Below are 17,537 nucleotides of genomic sequence, written 5' to 3'. Positions count from 1 at the left end.
CCCCCCTGTGCTGTGCAGAGCTAGCTGATCCCCCGCCACCCCTCGGAGTCCACGCCACCGGGAACCGGCGCCGCAGGGTCGTAGGGCTGCCGCGTGAACACGAACGAGCCGAGGTCGAGATGGCTCAGGGACCCGCCCGTGCGCCGTACGGGCAGCAGCAGCTCTCCGGCGAAGTAGCCCTCCAGTCCAGTCCAGGTGCCGTCACCGTTGGAGCGGAAGCGGGAGCGTCGGCCGCTGCCGCTCAACGGACCGAGCGCGAGGAGTCCGTCGGCGGTCACCCGAAGAGCGAAGGCATTGGTCCCCCAGTACCACTGCCCCGCCAGCTCCAGGGCCGCCGGGTCCACCTCGCGCAGCGGCCGCCAGGGCTCCGGGATCCGCGGCTCCGCCTCGGCGACGATCCGCACGAGATCGGCGCCCACCGCTCCGAGCAGCGGTCCACTGGTGCAGTTGGCGAGCACCACCGCGGCCACGTCGTCCTCGACGCTGAGGCTGAGGTTCGCCAGAAAGCCCGGCAGCGAACCGGAGTGGCCGACCAGGAGCCGGCCGTCACGGCGCTGGATCTGCAGACCGAGTCCGTACGTGACCCCGTCCAGCACGTCCGCTGCCTCGGCGGGCGCCGCAGGCGTGCGCATCTCCCGCACCGACTCCGCGCTCAGCACCCGGTCGTCACCCGCGGCGAGAAACGCGGCGAACCGCGCCAGGTCCCCCGTGGTCGACCACAGTTGGCCGGCTGGAGCCATCCTGCCCAGGTCCTCCAAGGGCTCCGGCAGCATCGCGTCCGCCCACGGATGCACGGCCCATCCGCCGGCATGCGGAGCCTGCGGCTGCGTGCTCGTACGGTGCAATCCCAGGGGCTCGAGGATCTCGTGGCGCAGTACCTCCTCCCAGGGAGCGCCTCGCAGTTCCTCCACCAGCGCGCCGAGCACCGTATAGCCGGGGTTGGAGTAGTGGTGCCGTCGGCCGACGGGGTGCACCAGGGGCTGCTCACCGAGCACGTCGATCAGCTCCGGGCGCAGGGTGCCCGGGGTCCGCTCCCACCAGGGCGCGGGCGACTCGGCCGCCAAACCCGCAGTGTGTGCGAGCAGTTCGGCGATCGTCGCCTCGCCCGCACCGGTGCCGGGCAGATGTTTCTCCAGCGGGTCACCGAGGTCGAGCAGGCCCTCGTCACGCAGTCGCAGCACCAGGACGGCGGTGAAGGTCTTGGTGATGGACCCGATCCTGTACTGCACGCTCTCGTCCGGCCCGTGCCCGTCCACGGAGGTCCGTGCCCCGTGCCACACGGCCTGTCCGCCCCGCACCACGGTCGCGACCAGCGACGGCGCCCGTCCCTGCTCCTGGGCGACGGCGATCCGGTGCAGCAGGGCGCGGCTCGTTCCGGGGAGCAACTCTTCCTGAGATGACGTCATGCGCCCAGTCCACCTGCTGTGACGGCGGACGTCGAGTTCATTTCCCAGGCAAAAGCCGCCCTCTCCCGGCCGGCTTGTGGGGACTCACATCGCGTGACATGTTGATCTCAGCTGACCAGCGGATCCCTGGGCTGTCTCACGGGATGTGATGCGGCTTGAATCTCAGGTCTGTGGCATTTCTTCAGTTTCCGCGCGTTTTGGCGAGGTTGCGTCGTCTCAACACATCGGCGCCGACCCGGTGCTATGGGCGGTACCGGTCCGGTCCTTCGGCCGCGCGTCACCTTGAGATGCGGGCTTCGATGCCGTCGAGCAGGAAGTCGAGGCCGATCCGGAAGGTTTGGTCGGCGTCCAGGTGGGCGGCATCGCGCACCACCGTGGCCAGCGCGGGGAATCGGCCGGTGGCGAAGGTCCGCTCCAGATAGGGCCCGAGTGAGGCTTGCCAACGCTTCTCGTCCATCCCGGTGGCCCGCTCGGCACGCCGCTCGGCGATCTCCCGACGCACCGCGCCGATCACGTACGCGTCGACGGCCGTGACCATCGGCATGATGGCGTCCACATCAACGCCATCCAGCGCGGCCACCACGGCCTCCCCCCTGGCCAGCGCGTGCGGCCCGAGCTGCGGTCGCCCACCGAGCAGATCGGCGAGCCATTCGTGCTCGTGAGCGGCCTGCCGGGTGGTTTCGGCAAGAGACCGGAGCACCTCCCGCCAGCCGTCTCCGACCGGCCGGATCTCGGCGTGGACCGCGTCGACCATGAGGTCGAGCAACTCCTCCTTGCTGGCGATGTAGCTGTACAGCCGCATCGGCCCGACGCCCAGCGCGGTGGCGACCTTGCGTAGCGACACCGCGTCCAGGCCGTCCGCGTCGGCCGACTGGATCGCAGCTCGCAGGATCCGCTCGCGGTTCAGCGGGGCCGGCACGGGTCGATTCGGTGGCTCCGGCCTCTCCCACACCAACATGCCGCCAACAATACATCGCATCGAACGATACAGTGTATCGGTCAGTACGGCGTATCGAAGGGGAGGCAACCATGACCATCGCCATCGTCGGGGCCGGCCTCGGCGGCCTGGCTCTCGCCCGTGTGCTGCACGTGAACGGCATAGATTCCGTCGTGTATGAACGTGAATCGTCTCGCGGTGCGCGCGGTCAGGGCGGCATGCTCGACATCCACTCCGGTCAGCGGGCGCTGCGCGAGGCCGGTCTGATCGACCAGTTCCACGCGATTGCCCGTGGTGAAGGCCAGGACATGCGGCTTCTCGAGCCGGACGGCACCCTGCTGCTGCAGGAGGACACGCCCGAGGGCGCCCCGCTTGAGCGACCCGAGGTGGACCGTACCGATCTGCGCAACCTGCTGCTGGACTCTCTTCCTGAACACGCGGTGCGCTGGGGGCGCGCGTTCGAATCCGCCGACAACGGCGTGCTGCACTTCGCTGACGGCAGCAGTGCGACGTATGACCTGCTGGTTGGCGCTGACGGCGCGAACTCCCGGGTCCGCGCACTGCTCACCGACGCTCGACCAGCGCACATCGGCCAAAACGTCGTCGAGCTCTGCATCCCCGACATCGACCGCACCTACCCCGACCTCGCGGCGATGATCGGGCGCGGCAACTACTGGGTGCTCGGCAACGGACAATCCCTGGCGGCGCAGCGCAATGGCGACGGCCGCGTACGCATCGGCCTCAGTTTCTACAACACCGCCGAGGGCTGGTTCGCCACCAGCGGGATCCCGTTCGACGACCCTGCCGCCGCCCGGGCGCGGCTGATCGACCTGCTCCCCGGCTGGGACTCACGGTTCACCGCGCTGATCGCGGCCTGCGACGACACGATCGTGCCACGGTCGATCACTACTCTCCCGGTCGGCCTGACTTGGCCGTCGACGCCAGGCGTCACGCTGCTCGGCGATGCCGCGCACCTGATGCCGCCGGTGGGGGAGGGTGCCAACATGGCGCTGCTCGACGGCGCCCTGCTTGGTCTCGCGCTGGCCGCGCACCCGGACGACTTTCCCACCGCCGTCAATGAATACGAACGCGAGATGTTCGAACGCACCGGCGCTGCCGCCCGGATGTCCGCGGACATGCAGGAATTGCTGATGTCGCCGGACGCCAGCCAGAAAATGCTCGCATTCTTCCAACCTGGCTGAATGTAGCTGAATACGACCAGGCAACCGGCCGCCCGACGCGATCAAGACCTCAGCGCGGTCTCCACCCTTCGGTCATCGGCCCCGCCGAGGGGCCGCGCCTCGGCACTTGCCCGCTGGACGAGGCCGGCCTCCCCGTGTCGGCGGAAGTTGGCAACCCACCGTCGAACGGTGCGATCAGTGACCCCGAGTTCCGAAGCCTTCACCGCATATCGCTCGTCCAGCGACAACGTCGGCGCGTACACAGGGTGAGCGTGATCGCCGAGCTGCTTGCGTCGGGAGAGTTTGAAGGAGCGTTTCATCGCCTTGCCGACCCAGAGTGAACACTCCGGGTATCAGGGCTGTGCACCATCTTGAGACGTGCGAATGGGCCCTGAGCACCCTCCTCCCCAAGGGGGTCGGCGTCATGGGCCGGCCGCGTTCGGCTCTCACCAGCAGCGGCCCGCCGAGCTCTCGTTCGATCCGGCTGACCTGCGCGACGAGGGTGAACAGGCTTGGGGTAGGCCGATGCGGCCGCGAATCGGCTCAGGCGTTCGCTGGCCCGCTGGCCGCTGAGTGCCGGCCGGAGGATACGCGGCGCCCGATTGGCCTGGTCGGCAGCGATAAGTGCCTGGCTGTGGCTGGCTCCTCCGCGTGATCGCAGCGTTGTGGGTATTGGTCCAGCGCGGCATGTTCGCGGTACTCATGCCCTTCTCACGTGCGAGGTCTGCAAGGGTCCGGCGGCGGTTGACGTACTCCTCGATCAGCCAGTCCCGTTTGACGGTTCCTCGGGGCTTGTAGTCCTGTGGGCCGTCGCGGAGCGGATTGCCGTACTCGCGCGCGAGGCCGGTGAGCATGCAGCGGGAGAACCCGGCGAGGGCGGCAGTCTGGTTCAGGGACTGGTGCTCGTCCAGGTCGAGGCGGGACGAGCGTCTCCTTCGTCACGTTCTGACGGGCTCGGCCGCGGTGCGGGAGCGGAGTGTTCGTCCAGGGCATAGCGGATCACCTCGGTGCAGGTGTCGAGTGCTGTGGCCGCGTACTGCGCCGGGTTCCTGCGCTGTCGGATGAGCTGGTGCAGGCGCGGGACGTCGATGCGAGCGGGGTCGGGGCCGGGCAGGTCCAGCCCGTCGAGCAGGGAGGTGGGCGGCTGCCCGATCACCGGCTCGTCGTCGAAGGGCTCGGCCGTGATGCGCTGCACGGAGGATCGAAGTCGGCGAGCAGTCGGGCCAGCTCAAGGCGCAACTCGTAGACCACGTGGTCCCGCATCGTCGCCGACCGGTGGACACCGGAGTAGTGCCTCTGCCCCTTGTACCAGCGGAACGTTCGCCAGGGCACGGCCGTTCAGCAGCCCGACGGACACTTCAGCCCACGCTCGGTCTTCGACGACTCGCAACTTCCACAACAAATGCTGACAGTCGCAGCGGCACCGTCCACCGAGCCCCATCCTCGGGCAACTGTCCGTACGGCCACGGTGCCGGCACGCTGTTCTCGGACGGTCCGCGCTGCGACCCGAAGGTGAACGGCCTGACCTGCCAGTCTCAGCCCCCCGTCCTGTCTGCCATCACTTGGCCATCGAGCCTGAGATTAGGACGCGAAATCTCAGACCCTGCACGGCTTCCGATCAGGTCTGGGCCATGTCCACGAAGCGGGAGTAGTGGCCCTGGAAGGCGACCGTGATGGTGGCCGTGGGGCCATTGCGGTGCTTGGCCACGATCAGGTCGGCCTCGCCCGCGCGCGGGGACTCCTTCTCGTACGCGTCCTCGCGGTGCAGCAGGATGACCATGTCGGCGTCCTGCTCGATGGAGCCGGACTCACGCAGGTCGGAGACCATCGGCTTCTTGTCCGTGCGCTGCTCGGGGCCACGGTTGAGCTGGGAGAGCGCGATGACCGGGATCTCCAGCTCCTTGGCGAGCAGCTTGAGGTTACGGGACATGTCCGAGACCTCCTGCTGACGGCTCTCGGCGCGCTTGGAGCCGCCGGACTGCATCAGCTGGAGGTAGTCGATGACGACCAGCTTCAGGTCGTTGCGCTGCTTCAGGCGCCGGCACTTGGCGCGGATCTCCATCATCGACAGGTTGGGGGAGTCGTCGATGTAGAGCGGTGCGGCCGAGACATCCGGCATACGGCGGGCGAGCCTGGTCCAGTCCTCGTCGGTCATCGTGCCGGACCGCATGTGGTGCAGGGCGACCCGGGCCTCGGCGGACAGCAGTCGCATCGCGATCTCGTTGCGGCCCATCTCGAGGGAGAAGATGACGCTCGGCAGGTTGTGCTTGATCGAGGCGGCCCGCGCGAAGTCCAGCGCGAGCGTCGACTTACCCATGGCGGGTCGAGCGGCGATGACGATCATCTGGCCCGGGTGCAGGCCGTTCGTCAGCGAGTCGAAGTCGGTGAAGCCGGTCGGCACACCGGTCATCTCACCGCTGCGCGAGCCGATCGCCTCGATCTCGTCGAGGGCACCTTCCATGATGTCGCCCAGCGGCAGATAGTCCTCACTGGTGCGCTGCTCGGTGACGGCGTAGATCTCGGCCTGGGCGCTGTTGACGATCTCGTCCACATCGCCGTCGGCCGCGTATCCCATCTGCGTGATGCGCGTGCCCGCCTCGACCAGGCGGCGCAGCACCGCCCGCTCATGGACGATCTCCGCGTAGTACTCGGCGTTGGCCGCCGTCGGCACGGTCTGGACGAGGCTGTGCAGATACGCGGCCCCGCCAACCTTGTTGATCTCGCCGCGCTTGGTGAGTTCGGCGGCGATGGTGATCGGGTCGGCCGGCTCGCCCTTGGCGTAGACGTCCAGGATCGCCTGGTAGATCGTCTCGTGCGCGGGCTTGTAGAAGTCGTGGCCCTTGAGGATCTCGACGACGTCGGCGATGGCGTCCTTGGACAGCAGCATGCCGCCCAGCACCGACTGTTCGGCATCGAGGTCCTGCGGCGGAAGCCGCTCGAAGGACGAACCCCCGCCGTCCCAGGAGGCGCTCTCCCGGCCCCGGTCGTGCTGTTCGTCACGACCCCGGCCGCCGTCACCGCGTCGACGGGAGGCCGGCAGACGATCACTGGGTCCGGCATCGGCCCACGGATCGTCCAAGGGCTCGGAAATGCTCACCGAGCCACCTCCTCCCGTCCGCACGGCGGACCTCGCCGTGCCCTCTGTTGTACGGCACGACACTGACAAATGAGAGGCCCAACTCCGGTTCCGACGCGTCGGATTTGTGATGATCCCCGGGCCGGGAAAAGGACACTTTCCGGGCCGAGGGAAGGAGCGGGCGCCGGACAACGGTAGGCCCGTCGGCACCGTCAGCCAATCTGGTTATCCACAGGCCATGTGGACGACGGCCCGGATGCTGTGGAGAACTCACCGAAACCTGTGCACGACCCGGTGGACAGCCCTGTGAACAAGCCCTCGCTCCCCCTCACAAGATCGCTCTGACCTGCCGCTTTACCGTCCACCGGCTGTGCAGAAGAAAAACTTCCCCAGCCGGGCCAAGTTCGGATCGAACGGTGCGCGAAAGGACACACCCCGAGAGGAGAAGTAAGGGTCACTCATCCGTTGCATCACTTACCTGTGGACGATTAGATTAGTGCTCATGACACAGGCTCCCGCGATACCCCAGGCCACCCGACGGCGGCACGACAGAGAGATCGTCGCGCTGGCCGTCCCGGCCTTCGGCGCACTCGTCGCCGAGCCTCTCTTCGTCATGGCGGACAGTGCCATCGTCGGCCATCTTGGGACCGCACAGCTCGCCGGTCTCGGTATTGCCTCGGCCCTGCTCACCACCGCGGTGAGCGTCTTCGTCTTTCTCGCCTACGCCACCACTGCCGCCGTGGCCCGGCGCGTCGGCGCCGGCGATCTGCAGGCCGCGATTCGCCAGGGCATGGACGGTATCTGGCTGGCGCTGCTGCTCGGCATGGGCGTCATCGCCGTTGTCCTTCCGCTGGCCCCCGGCATCGTGGACCTCTTTGGCGCCTCCACAACCGCGGCCCCCTATGCCACGACGTATCTGCGCATCTCCTCGCTGGGCATCCCGGCGATGCTGATCGTCCTCGCCGCGACCGGAGTGCTCCGCGGACTGCAGAACACCAAGACCCCGCTCTATGTCGCCGTCGCGGGCTTCGTCGCCAACGGCGCCCTCAATGCGGGACTCGTCTACGGCGCCGGGTTCGGCATCGCCGGTTCGGCCTGGGGCACGGTCATCGCCCAGTGCGGCATGGCTGCCGTCTATCTGACCGTGGTCATCCGCGGGGCCCATCGGCACGGTGCCTCCCTGCGCCCGGACGCCGCCGGAATCCGGGCCTCAGCCCAGGCAGGCGTTCCGCTCCTGGTCCGCACCCTGTCGCTGCGGGCGATCCTGATGATCGCGACGGCGGTCGCGGCACATCTGGGCGACGCCGACATCGCCGCCCACCAGATCATCCTGTCCCTGTGGAGCCTGCTGGCCTTCGCTCTCGACGCGATAGCGATCGCGGGACAGGCCATCATCGGTCGCTATCTCGGTGCGAACGACGCCCAAGGAGCACGTGAAGCCTGCCGTCGCATGGTCCAGTGGGGCATCGCCACCGGTGTGGTCCTGGGTCTGCTCGTGGTGGCTGCCCGTCCGCTGTTCCTGCCGCTGTTCACCAGTGACTCCGTGGTCAAGGACGCGGCGCTGCCCGCGCTGCTGATGGTGGCGCTCTCGCAGCCCATCTGCGGGATCGTCTTCGTGCTGGACGGAGTCCTGATGGGAGCCGGCGACGGGCCGTACCTGGCCTGGGCCATGGTCGTCACCCTCGTGGTGTTCGCTCCGGTCGCCCTGCTCGTGCTCACCCTCGGCGGCGGTCTTACTGCGCTGTGGGCGGCCATGACGCTCATGATGACCGTCCGCATGCTGACCTTGTGGCTGCGCGCACGCTCGGGTCGCTGGATCGTGACCGGCGCCACCCGCTGAACGGACCGGCAGGGTCACACAGTCCCGGTTTCACGTGAAACATGCCGCACTGCGCGCTGCGCATCCCGACACCGCACGTGAAGAGGGGCCGCCCCGCAAGGGACGGCCCCTCTCTCAGCTGTTCAAGCCGAGCGCAGCGTCACGCCGCGACGACCTCGATGTTGACCTTGGCGGCAACCTCGGGGTGCAGACGCACGGACGTCTCGTGGGCGCCCAGGGTCTTGATCGGGGCGGACAGCTCGATGCGGCGCTTGTCGACCTCGGGGCCACCGGAAGCCTTGATCGCGGAAGCGATGTCGGCCGGGGTGACGGAACCGAAGAGACGGCCGGAGTCGCCGGAGCGGACGGCCAGGCGGACCTTGACGCCCTCGAGCTGGGCCTTGACCTGGTTGGCCTGCTCGATGGTCTGGATCTCGTGGATCTTGCGAGCGCGGCGGATCTGCTCGACGTCCTTCTCGCCACCCTTGGTCCAGCGGATAGCGAACTTCCGCGGGATCAGGTAGTTGCGAGCGTAACCGTCCTTGACGTCGACGACGTCGCCCGCGGCACCGAGGCCGGTGACCTCGTGGGTGAGGATGATCTTCATGTGTCGGTCACCCTTCCCTTAGCGCGCGGTGGACGTGTAGGGCAGCAGCGCCATCTCACGGCTGTTCTTGACGGCCGTGGCGACGTCACGCTGGTGCTGCGTGCAGTTGCCGGTCACGCGGCGGGCACGGATCTTGCCGCGGTCGGAAATGAACTTCCGCAGCATGTTCGTGTCCTTGTAGTCCACGTACGTGACCTTGTCCTTGCAGAAAGCGCAGACCTTCTTCTTCGGCTTGCGCACAGGCGGCTTCGCCATGGTGTTTCTCCTGTGTGATCAAGAAGTTTGGGGTACGACCCGCCCCTGGTCCGAAGACCTAGAAGGGGGGCTCGTCCGAGTAGCCGCCACCGCCGCCGGAGCCTCCGCCCCAGCCACCGCCACCCTGCTGGCCGCCGGCGGGAGCGCCGGTCGCCCACGGGTCGTCGGCCGGAGCGCCGCCGCCCTGCTGGCCGCCACCGGGGCCTCCGCCCCAGCCGCCGCCACCCTGGCCGCCACCGCCGCCGTAACCGCCCTGGCCACCGCGGGCGCCACCGGCGGTCTTGGTGACCTTGGCCGTGGCGTTGCGCAGGCTGGGGCCGACTTCCTCGACGTCCAGCTCGTAGACCGTGCGCTTGACGCCCTCACGGTCCTCGTAGGACCGCTGCTTCAGCCGGCCCTGCACGATGACGCGCATGCCTCGCTGGAGCGACTCGGCGACGTTCTCCGCCGCCTGACGCCAGACCGAGCAGGTCAGGAACAGGCTCTCGCCGTCCTTCCACTCGTTCGTCTGGCGGTCGAAGGTGCGGGGAGTGGACGCGACACGGAACTTCGCGACCGCCGCACCGGACGGGGTGAAGCGCAGCTCGGGGTCGTCGACAAGATTGCCGATGACCGTGATGACGGTCTCGCCTGCCATGGGGGAACCTCTCGGCGGGTTTGCTGCTCTGGCTGCTTGGTTGCTACTCGAATCCCGAGATCAGCTGAGCGGAAGGGCTCAGTGGGTCTCGGGGCGGAGGACCTTGGTCCGGAGGACCGACTCGTTCAGGTTCATCTGGCGGTCGAGCTCCTTGACGACCGCAGGCTCGGCCTGCAGGTCGATGACCGAGTAGATGCCCTCGGGCTTCTTCTTGATCTCGTAGGCGAGACGACGACGGCCCCAGGTGTCGACCTTCTCAACCTTGCCGCCACCGTCACGGACGACGGACAGGAAGTTCTCGATCAGCGGGGAGACCGCACGCTCCTCGAGATCGGGGTCGAGGATGACCATCACCTCGTAGTGACGCATGTGGAACCCACCTCCTTTGGACTCAGCGGCCACGGTCGTTCCGTGGCAGGAGGGTTGTGATGCGTACGCAACGGTATCGGCCACCACTGACAATCGGGGGCCTCTGAGGGATCCCGCAGTGTTACCTGGGCAGGCATGGGCAGACACCAGTGCAGACGGTACAGACTACCCGCACACCCGCTTCGGGTTGAAATCCGGCCGTGAAGGCCGTCACCCTGTACACGTCGGGTGTGTACGGCGCTACTGTGCGCCGCCTTCCGCAGGAGGTGCCCATGGCACAGGTATTGCATCCCAACGTCGCCGGTTCCCTCTTCGCCACGGACGGCAAGCGCCGTCCAGTCCAGGACGCTCTGACGGCGGGCACGCTCGTCCTCGGCGTGCTGGCCTTCATCACGTCCTTCTTCTCCAGCCTGCACCTGCTGTCCTCGTGGACGGGGCTGGTGGGGCTGCTCGTCGGTATCTACGGGCAGTGGATCTCGGTAACCACGCGGGAGCGCTTCGGGCTCGTAGTGGGAATGGGCGCCGCTGGAGTCGGTTTCCTCATCAGCATGGCGAACGGCGGATTGTTCGGCGGCCTCTTCTAAGCCGTACGCCCAGTCGGGGCGCTCGCACGGCGCAGTAGGCTTCGGCGCGAGAGCCGGAGCCCCTGTACCCATGGGGACACACCAGCCCGAGGAGCGCCCCGACATGAGCCTGACCCTGAGGACCATCAGCCGCGAGCAACATCTGGCCTACATCCAGAGCCTGCCGGCGGCGAGCCACATGCAGGTCCCGGCCTGGGCCGATGTGAAGGCGGAGTGGCGCTCGGAGAATCTCGGCTGGTTCGACGACCGCACCGGCGAGCTGGTTGGTGTGGGTCTGGTCCTCTACCGCCAGCTGCCCAAGATCAAGCGCTACCTCGCGTATCTCCCCGAGGGCCCGGTCATCAACTGGTTCGCGCCGAATCTGGACGACTGGATCCAGCCGATGCTGGCGCACCTGAAGCAGCAGGGCGCCTTCTCCGTGAAGATGGGCCCGCCGGTGATCATCCGGCGCTGGAACGCCGACACCATCAAGAAGGGCATCCAGGACCAGGACGTCAAGCGCCTGCGGGACCTGGAGGCCGACTTCATCGAGCCGCGCGCCTTCGAGGTGGCGGACAAGCTGCGCCGTATGGGCTGGCAGCAGGGTGAGGACGGCGGCGCCGGCTTCGGCGACGTGCAGCCCCGCTATGTCTTCCAGGTGCCGCTGGCGAACCGTTCCCTGGAAGAGGTCCACAAGAACCTCAACCAGCTGTGGCGCCGCAACATCAAGAAGGCCGAGAAGGCCGGCGTCGAGGTCGTCCAGGGTGGCTACCAGGACCTGGCCGAATGGCAGCGGCTGTACGAGATCACCGCTGTGCGCGACCACTTCCGGCCCCGCCCGCTGTCGTACTTCCAGCGCATGTGGACGGCCCTCAACACCGAGGACCCGAACCGGATGCGGCTGTACTTCGCGCGGCACAACGGCGTGAACCTGTCCGCGGCGACGATGCTGATCGTCGGCGGACACGTCTGGTACTCCTACGGCGCCTCCGACAACATCGGCCGTGAGGTCCGGCCCTCGAACGCGATGCAGTGGCGGATGCTGCGCGACGCCTACGCGCTCGGCGCCACCGTCTACGACTTGCGCGGCATCTCCGACTCGCTGGACGAGACGGACCACCTCTTCGGCCTGATCCAGTTCAAGGTCGGCACCGGCGGTCAGGCCGCCGAGTACCTCGGTGAATGGGACTTCCCGCTGAACAAGCTGCTTCACAAGGCGCTCGACATCTACATGTCGCGCCGCTGAGCCACGGGCGTTTGATTCCATAGGGTTCACAGCTTTCACACCTCTGATACACCGCAGCCACGAGAAAGGTTCCGGGTCCGGCCATGGCGCTCACGCTCTACGTCGACACCGCGCGCTGGCGGGCGCACCACAAGCACGTGCAGGAGCAGTTCCCGGGCCTCGTCCCGGTCTGCAAGGGCAACGGCTACGGCTTCGGGCACGAACGGCTGGCGGAAGAGGCCACGCGGCTGGGCTCGGATCTGCTCGCGGTCGGCACGACCTACGAGGCCGCGCGCATCAAGGACTTCTTCGGCGGTGACCTGCTGGTGCTGACGCCGTACCGGCGTGGCGAGGAGCCGGTGCCGCTGCCCGACCGGGTGGTGCGCTCGGTGTCGTCGGTCGACGGCGTGTACGGCCTCGTCGGCGCGCGTGTCGTCATCGAGGTGATGTCCTCGATGAAGCGGCACGGCATCAGCGAGCAGGACCTGCCACAGCTGCACCAGGCCATAGAGAACGTCCGGCTGGAGGGCTTCGCCATCCATCTGCCGCTGGACCGCACCGACGGCTCGGACGCCGTGGAGGAGGTCATCGGCTGGATGGACCGACTGCGCGCGGCCCGGCTGCCGCTGCACACGATGTTCGTCAGCCATCTCAAGGCCGATGAACTCATCCGGCTCCAGCAGCAGTTCCCGCAGACCCGTTTCCGCGCCCGCATCGGCACGCGGCTGTGGCTGGGGGACCACGAGGCCACCGAGTACCGCGGTGCCGTCCTGGACGTCACGCGCGTGTCCAAGGGCGACCGGTTCGGCTACCGGCAGCAGAAGGCGGCCTCCGACGGCTTCCTTGTGGTCGTGGCGGGCGGTACGTCGCACGGGGTGGGCCTGGAGGCCCCGAAGGCCCTCCACGGCGTCATGCCGCGCGCCAAGGGCGTCGCACGGGCCGGCCTCGCCACGGTCAACCGGAACCTTTCTCCGTTCGTCTGGGGCGGCAAGCAGCGCTGGTTCGCCGAGCCGCCGCACATGCAGGTGTCGATCCTGTTCGTCCCCTCGGACGCCCCGGAGCCGAAGGTCGGCGACGAGTTGGTGGCCCATCTGCGGCACACGACCACACAGTTCGACCGGCTCGTGGACCACTGAGCCCGGCCCAGGACAGCGAGAAGGCCGTACACGCACCCCGCGTGTACGGCCTTCTTCATGGCCTTCCGACCGCGTGTTCGCTCAGAGCGAACGATCCTCGAGGTATGGCTGCTCCGCCCTGCCCCAGTCCACCTGAGGTCCCTCGAAGTGGGCGGCGTGCCGCGGCGGATGGGCAGCCGCGCCGAGCACGAAGAGGTCCTGCGCGCCGTCGAGCACCCCGCCCGAGGGGTCGTCGTCGCCGGACCGGCGCACCACGTCGCGTTCCGGCATGAGGATGTCCCGTACGACGACGGCGCACAGGTAGAGCGTGCCGGCCAGGTGCAGCACGATCGCCCAGTGGTATCCCTGCGTCGGCAGACCCTTGTGGGCGTCGCCGCTGGTCGTGTAGGCCAGGTACATCCAGATGCCCAGGAAGTACGCCACCTCGCAGGCCTGCCAGATCAGGAAGTCGCGCCACTTGGGCCGGGCGAGGACCGCCAGCGGTACCAGCCACAGGACGTACTGCGGGGAGTAGACCTTGTTGGTGAGGATGAAGGCCGCCACCAGCAGAAAGGCCAGCTGGGCGAAGCGCGGCCGGCGCGGCGCGGTGAACGCCAGCGCGGCGATGCCGAGGAAGCACAGCACCACCAGCACCATCGCGGCGGTGTTCACAAAGCCCGTGCTCGGCGGGTTGCTGGAGTTCTGCGCCCAGATCAGCCAGAACGAGCCGAAGTCGACGCCCCGTTCCTGGCTGAACGTGTAGAACTTCGACCAGCCATGGAAGGCGAAGAGCATCACCGGCAGGTTCACCACGAGCCAGGCGATCACCGCGCCGCCCACGGCCTGGGCATACTCCCGCCACTTGCCGGCCCGCCAGCACAGCACGAGCAGTGGACCCAGCAGGAACACGGGGTAGAGCTTGGCGGCCGTGGCGAGGCCCAGGAGGACACCGAAGGCGACGGGACGGCTCCGGGACCACATCAGCATCGCGGCGGCCGTGAGCGCCACCGCCAGCAGGTCCCAGTTGATGGTCGCGGTGAGCAGGAACGCGGGCGACAGGGCGACCAGCAGGCCGTCCCAGGGGCGCCGACGGTGGGTGCGGGCCACGCAGACGGCGATGACGGCCGCGCACACCATCAGCATCCCGGCGTTGACGAACCAGTACCACTGCTCCTGGTACTGGATGGTGCCGCTGTGCGGGGTCAGCCAGGAGGCCACCTCCATGAACACACCGGTCAGCACCGGGTATTCGAGGTAGCCCATGCCGCCGGACATGTCGTCCGGGAGTCTGTCGAAGTACGGCACGAGGTGATCGGCGAACCCGCGGCCCTGGTAGAGGTGCGGGATGTCCGAGTAGCAGGCCTTTGTGTACTGACTGCTCGCGCCGAAGAACCAGGCGCTGTGGTAGCAGGGCGCCTTCTGGACCAGGCCGAGGGCGAACATGCCGATCGCCACGAGCGCGACAACCCGAACGGGGGTCCACCAGGAGATCCCGAGAAGGGCGCGCTGCCCCAGGGGGCCGCCGATCAGCTCACTGCCGGCCCGGGCGATCTCGTCCTCACTAGTCGGCCGCACCGGTTCTGCCGTGGTGGGCCGCACGGGCTCGGGATCGGGCATGCTCGCGGGCGTCATCTCTGCACTGGGCATGGGGCACATCCTGCCGTACCTGTCTAGGGAAACGCCGAGGGCCGCCGCACCTGGTGGGTGCGACGGCCCATGTTTCACGTGAAACACCCGCGGCGGGCGAAAGGGGCGCCAACCGGTCAGGCTCGGTGGCTAACCGGTCTGACCTCCGAAGATGCCTCCATTGCCGTTGCCACGGGTGCTGCCGCTGCCGGTTGTGTCCGTGACGGTCGGCGTGGGAGTGGTGCCTCCGTCGGTACCGCCCGTGTTGTTGCCACCGTTGGTGTTGCCGTTGCAGGTGTTGCCCCAGCTCCACTGGCAGGTGTCGCTCGCCGACGGGGACGGAGACGGGGTCGTCTCGCTGGGCGTCGGACTCGGGGTGTCGCTCGGCGTCGGGCTCGGCGTGATGGTGACGCTCGGGGTCGGGGACGGGGCACCCGCCTCGTCCTGGACCTTGCCGATCTCGGTGGCGTTCGGGAAGCCAAGGTCATTGGCTCCCTTCAGCGCGGCCTTCATGTACTCGGTCCACACCAGCGTCGGGATGTCACCACCGTGGATCGAGTCCACGCCCGCCGTGCCGTTCATGGACAGCAGCTTGTGGTCCTTGGGGTTCTCGCGGAACATCGCCACCGAGGTGGACAGCTGCTGGGTGTAGCCCACGAACCAGGCCGACTTGTTCTTGTCAGTGGTACCGGTCTTGCCCGCCGCCGTACGCCCGAGAGCCTTGGCGTTCTGACCCGTACCGTTCTGGATCACGTTCTGCAGGACGTCCGTGACGTTGTTGGCGATGTTCGAATCCATCGTCTCCTTGGGGTTCGGCTTGGGCTTGGTGAAGCTGGGCGCATCCACGCCGTTGGTCTTCACTGCCGTCACCGAGTACGGGTCCGTCTGCTTGCCCGACGCGGCGAACGTGGCGTAGGCGTCGGCCATACGGATGGCGCTCGGAGTCGACGTACCAATCGCGAAGGACGGGTTGAGGTCCACCGACATGCTCTGGGGGAGTATGCCGGCCGACTTGGCCACATCCCGGACGTGCGTCATCCCGACATCGACACCGAGCTGCACGAACGGCGTGTTGATGGACTGCTCCATCGCCTTGCGGAGGGTGATGTATCCCCAGCGGTGAGGAGACTCGTTGTTCTGGTAGAAGGTCGAGTTGTCCTTGTTGAGGTAGTACGACCCATCCGGCCTGCGGACCTTGAGATGGTCGTTGCCGTTGTACTTGCTCAGTGGCGAAATGCCGGCACCGTCCGACTTGTACGTCCCGTACTCCATGGCTGCGGCCAGCACGAACGGCTTCCACGTCGAACCGACGGGCACACCCGAGGTGTCGGCGTTGTTGGTGAAGTGACCGTTCTCGTAGCCGTCACCGCCGTACAGCGCGACGATTGCGCCGTCGTTGGGCTTCACCGAGGCGGCGCCGAACTGCACGTACTTGTCCAGGGCACGATGCTTCGGGTCGAGGCGTGCCGCCTGGACCTTCTTCACGGCCGAGGTCAGCTCGTTGACCTTGTTCTTCTGGAACGTCGTGTAGATCTGGTAGCCACCGCGGTCGAACTGCGCCTCCGTGATGTCGGAGTGTGCGAGGACGTACTTCTTCGCCGTGTCCACCAGGTAGCTGATCTGGCCGGTCATCCCCCTGGTCGCCTTGCGGCCGTCGGGCATGGGGTACTGCGCTTTGGCTTCCTGATACTGGGCGTCGCTCAGATGGTGATCGTTGTGCATTTGCTCGAGGATCCACCCCCAGCGATCCATCGAACGCTTCTTGTTGGCATCCGGGGTCGCCGACTGGTCGAGGTCCGCGTTGCCCGCCGGGTCGAAGTACGTCGGGCCCTTGAGCAGCGCCGCGAGCACCGCGCACTGGCTCGGCGTGAGGTCCACGGCGTTCTTGCCGTAGTACGTCTGTGCGGCCGACTGGATGCCGTACGCACCCCGTCCGAAGTACGAAGTGTTCAGGTAGCCCTGCAAGATCTGCTTCTTGTCGAGCTTCGTCCCCACCTTGATGGAGATGAACATCTCCTTGAACTTACGCGTGAGTGTCTGCTGCTGGCTCAGGTACGTGTTCTTCACATACTGCTGCGTGATCGTGGAGCCGCCCTGGGTCTGGCCACCACTTGCCATGTTGAACACGGCGCGCGCGATGCCCATGGGGTCCACGCCCGAGTCCTGGTAGAAGCTCTTGTTCTCAGCCGAGATCACGGCCCACTGCATGGCGTCGGGGATCTGGGAGATGTCGATGTTCTGCCGGTTGACGCCCGTGCCCGTGGCCACCATCTGCTTGCCGTCAGCCCAGTAGTAGACGTTGTTCTGGGACTTGGCGGCGTCGTTCTCGTTGGGGATCGAGACCATCGCGTAGCTGACGCCGACCAGCACCACCAGGCTTCCGACGAAGCCGATGAAGAGCCCGGAGACGAGCTTCCAGGAGGGCATCCAGCGACGCCAGCCGTACTTCCCGGCTCGGGGATAGTCGATCAGCCGATTCTTGCCGGGAGCGGTCGACGCACGGCCTCTGCCGCGCCCGGGACCGGTCCGGCCGCCAGGGGCGCCGCGCCGGCCGCCAGGGCCTGCGTCGGCGTCTCTGCGGCGGGTTCCTCTCTGCGCCGCACGGCGGGCCTCGGCACGGCCGCCATAGGGACGCTCTTCACCTCCCGGACTGCTGGAATCCGACCCATAGGAACTGGACCCATAGGAGTCGGATGGAGACCCGGTGGCGCCTCGCGGTGC

The 17,537-nt window shown here is 67.6% G+C and carries 16 protein-coding genes; 5 read left to right on the top strand and 11 right to left on the bottom strand.

The window, feature by feature from the left end; translation table 11 throughout:
* Window positions 1–20: 20 nt before the first annotated feature.
* Window positions 21–1,406, bottom strand: coding sequence for a serine hydrolase domain-containing protein (locus AB0M27_RS11355; protein ID WP_365720340.1), 1,386 nt, complete (start codon window positions 1,404–1,406; stop codon window positions 21–23).
* 277 nt (window positions 1,407–1,683) lie between these two features.
* A complete protein-coding gene (locus tag AB0M27_RS11350) occupies window positions 1,684–2,364 on the bottom strand; it encodes a TetR/AcrR family transcriptional regulator (RefSeq protein WP_365720615.1) in 681 nt (226 codons plus the stop codon).
* A gap of 71 nt (window positions 2,365–2,435) precedes the next feature.
* Here AB0M27_RS11350 and AB0M27_RS11345 point away from each other — a divergent pair, with 71 nt between their 5' ends.
* A complete protein-coding gene (locus AB0M27_RS11345; RefSeq protein ID WP_365720338.1) occupies window positions 2,436–3,545 on the top strand; it encodes an FAD-dependent monooxygenase in 1,110 nt (369 codons plus the stop codon).
* Window positions 3,546–3,586: 41 nt separating this feature from the next.
* Here AB0M27_RS11345 and AB0M27_RS11340 read toward each other — a convergent pair whose 3' ends face one another.
* The 3 genes from AB0M27_RS11340 to dnaB all read right to left on the bottom strand — a co-directional run bounded on the left by AB0M27_RS11340 (window position 3,587) and on the right by dnaB (window position 6,621).
* Window positions 3,587–3,844 carry a helix-turn-helix domain-containing protein gene (locus AB0M27_RS11340; protein WP_365720336.1) on the bottom strand — a complete coding sequence of 86 codons (258 nt, stop codon included), beginning with the start codon at window positions 3,842–3,844 and terminating at the stop codon, window positions 3,587–3,589.
* A 569-nt stretch (window positions 3,845–4,413) separates the two neighbouring features.
* Window positions 4,414–4,719: a hypothetical protein gene (locus tag AB0M27_RS11335; protein WP_365720334.1), complete on the bottom strand. Its 306-nt coding sequence runs from the start codon at window positions 4,717–4,719 to the stop codon at window positions 4,414–4,416.
* A 423-nt stretch (window positions 4,720–5,142) separates the two neighbouring features.
* Entirely contained in the window at window positions 5,143–6,621 is a 1,479-nt protein-coding gene (gene dnaB / locus AB0M27_RS11330) for a replicative DNA helicase (RefSeq protein WP_365720333.1), read from the bottom strand.
* Between the two features lie 481 nt (window positions 6,622–7,102).
* Here dnaB and AB0M27_RS11325 point away from each other — a divergent pair, with 481 nt between their 5' ends.
* Window positions 7,103–8,440, top strand: a complete 1,338-nt coding sequence (locus tag AB0M27_RS11325) for an MATE family efflux transporter (protein WP_365720331.1) — start codon at window positions 7,103–7,105, stop codon at window positions 8,438–8,440.
* Window positions 8,441–8,579: 139 nt separating this feature from the next.
* Here the strand turns inward: AB0M27_RS11325 and rplI are convergent, their stop codons facing one another.
* The 4 genes from rplI to rpsF all read right to left on the bottom strand — a co-directional run bounded on the left by rplI (window position 8,580) and on the right by rpsF (window position 10,287).
* Entirely contained in the window at window positions 8,580–9,026 is a 447-nt protein-coding gene (gene rplI, locus AB0M27_RS11320; protein ID WP_208899907.1) for a 50S ribosomal protein L9, read from the bottom strand.
* Window positions 9,027–9,044: 18 nt separating this feature from the next.
* Window positions 9,045–9,281 carry a 30S ribosomal protein S18 gene (rpsR, locus tag AB0M27_RS11315; RefSeq protein WP_003949403.1) on the bottom strand — a complete coding sequence of 79 codons (237 nt, stop codon included), beginning with the start codon at window positions 9,279–9,281 and terminating at the stop codon, window positions 9,045–9,047.
* 58 nt (window positions 9,282–9,339) lie between these two features.
* Window positions 9,340–9,918 (bottom strand): single-stranded DNA-binding protein, encoded by a 579-nt coding sequence (locus AB0M27_RS11310; RefSeq protein WP_030640108.1) that lies wholly within the window; start codon window positions 9,916–9,918, stop codon window positions 9,340–9,342.
* Window positions 9,919–9,996: 78 nt separating this feature from the next.
* On the bottom strand, window positions 9,997–10,287 hold the full coding sequence (gene rpsF / locus AB0M27_RS11305; RefSeq protein WP_014673750.1) for a 30S ribosomal protein S6: 291 nt from the start codon (window positions 10,285–10,287) through the stop codon (window positions 9,997–9,999).
* A gap of 272 nt (window positions 10,288–10,559) precedes the next feature.
* Here rpsF and AB0M27_RS11300 point away from each other — a divergent pair, with 272 nt between their 5' ends.
* From AB0M27_RS11300 to AB0M27_RS11290, 3 genes are all read left to right on the top strand, one after another.
* Window positions 10,560–10,871 (top strand): hypothetical protein, encoded by a 312-nt coding sequence (locus AB0M27_RS11300; protein WP_365720329.1) that lies wholly within the window; start codon window positions 10,560–10,562, stop codon window positions 10,869–10,871.
* Window positions 10,872–10,974: 103 nt separating this feature from the next.
* Window positions 10,975–12,096 (top strand): peptidoglycan bridge formation glycyltransferase FemX, encoded by a 1,122-nt coding sequence (gene femX, locus AB0M27_RS11295; protein WP_351802864.1) that lies wholly within the window; start codon window positions 10,975–10,977, stop codon window positions 12,094–12,096.
* Window positions 12,097–12,179: 83 nt separating this feature from the next.
* On the top strand, window positions 12,180–13,211 hold the full coding sequence (locus tag AB0M27_RS11290; RefSeq protein ID WP_365720326.1) for an alanine racemase: 1,032 nt from the start codon (window positions 12,180–12,182) through the stop codon (window positions 13,209–13,211).
* 81 nt (window positions 13,212–13,292) lie between these two features.
* On the opposite strand, the gene AB0M27_RS11285 is transcribed toward AB0M27_RS11290, so the two are convergent.
* Together AB0M27_RS11285 and AB0M27_RS11280 are read right to left on the bottom strand one after the other, a co-directional pair.
* The gene (locus AB0M27_RS11285; protein WP_365720324.1) at window positions 13,293–14,837 is read right to left on the bottom strand and encodes a glycosyltransferase 87 family protein; all 1,545 of its coding nucleotides are present in this window, start codon (window positions 14,835–14,837) and stop codon (window positions 13,293–13,295) included.
* 129 nt (window positions 14,838–14,966) lie between these two features.
* Window positions 14,967–17,243 carry a transglycosylase domain-containing protein gene (locus AB0M27_RS11280; RefSeq protein ID WP_365720322.1) on the bottom strand — a complete coding sequence of 759 codons (2,277 nt, stop codon included), beginning with the start codon at window positions 17,241–17,243 and terminating at the stop codon, window positions 14,967–14,969.
* Between the last annotated feature and the right edge of the window lie 294 nt (window positions 17,244–17,537).

Source organism: Streptomyces sp. NPDC052107, from assembly GCF_040680215.1.
In the GTDB taxonomy this organism is placed as follows: Bacteria; Actinomycetota; Actinomycetes; order Streptomycetales; family Streptomycetaceae; genus Streptomyces.
This window is presented reverse-complemented; position numbering and strand designations above follow the sequence as displayed.

What these genes read in the sequence shown, in the direction of transcription:
- rplI (WP_208899907.1), bottom strand. Translation starts at nt 9,026, where the DNA reads ATGAAGATCATCCTCACCCACGAGGTCACCGGCCTCGGTGCCGCGGGC.
- AB0M27_RS11325 (WP_365720331.1), top strand. Translation starts at nt 7,103, where the DNA reads ATGACACAGGCTCCCGCGATACCCCAGGCCACCCGACGGCGGCACGAC.
- AB0M27_RS11280 (WP_365720322.1), bottom strand. Translation starts at nt 17,243, where the DNA reads ATGCCCTCCTGGAAGCTCGTCTCCGGGCTCTTCATCGGCTTCGTCGGA.
- AB0M27_RS11285 (WP_365720324.1), bottom strand. Translation starts at nt 14,837, where the DNA reads ATGCCCAGTGCAGAGATGACGCCCGCGAGCATGCCCGATCCCGAGCCC.
- AB0M27_RS11350 (WP_365720615.1), bottom strand. Translation starts at nt 2,364, where the DNA reads ATGTTGGTGTGGGAGAGGCCGGAGCCACCGAATCGACCCGTGCCGGCC.
- AB0M27_RS11290 (WP_365720326.1), top strand. Translation starts at nt 12,180, where the DNA reads ATGGCGCTCACGCTCTACGTCGACACCGCGCGCTGGCGGGCGCACCAC.
- rpsR (WP_003949403.1), bottom strand. Translation starts at nt 9,281, where the DNA reads ATGGCGAAGCCGCCTGTGCGCAAGCCGAAGAAGAAGGTCTGCGCTTTC.
- AB0M27_RS11345 (WP_365720338.1), top strand. Translation starts at nt 2,436, where the DNA reads ATGACCATCGCCATCGTCGGGGCCGGCCTCGGCGGCCTGGCTCTCGCC.
- AB0M27_RS11340 (WP_365720336.1), bottom strand. Translation starts at nt 3,844, where the DNA reads ATGAAACGCTCCTTCAAACTCTCCCGACGCAAGCAGCTCGGCGATCAC.
- rpsF (WP_014673750.1), bottom strand. Translation starts at nt 10,287, where the DNA reads ATGCGTCACTACGAGGTGATGGTCATCCTCGACCCCGATCTCGAGGAG.
- femX (WP_351802864.1), top strand. Translation starts at nt 10,975, where the DNA reads ATGAGCCTGACCCTGAGGACCATCAGCCGCGAGCAACATCTGGCCTAC.
- AB0M27_RS11300 (WP_365720329.1), top strand. Translation starts at nt 10,560, where the DNA reads ATGGCACAGGTATTGCATCCCAACGTCGCCGGTTCCCTCTTCGCCACG.
- AB0M27_RS11310 (WP_030640108.1), bottom strand. Translation starts at nt 9,918, where the DNA reads ATGGCAGGCGAGACCGTCATCACGGTCATCGGCAATCTTGTCGACGAC.
- AB0M27_RS11355 (WP_365720340.1), bottom strand. Translation starts at nt 1,406, where the DNA reads ATGACGTCATCTCAGGAAGAGTTGCTCCCCGGAACGAGCCGCGCCCTG.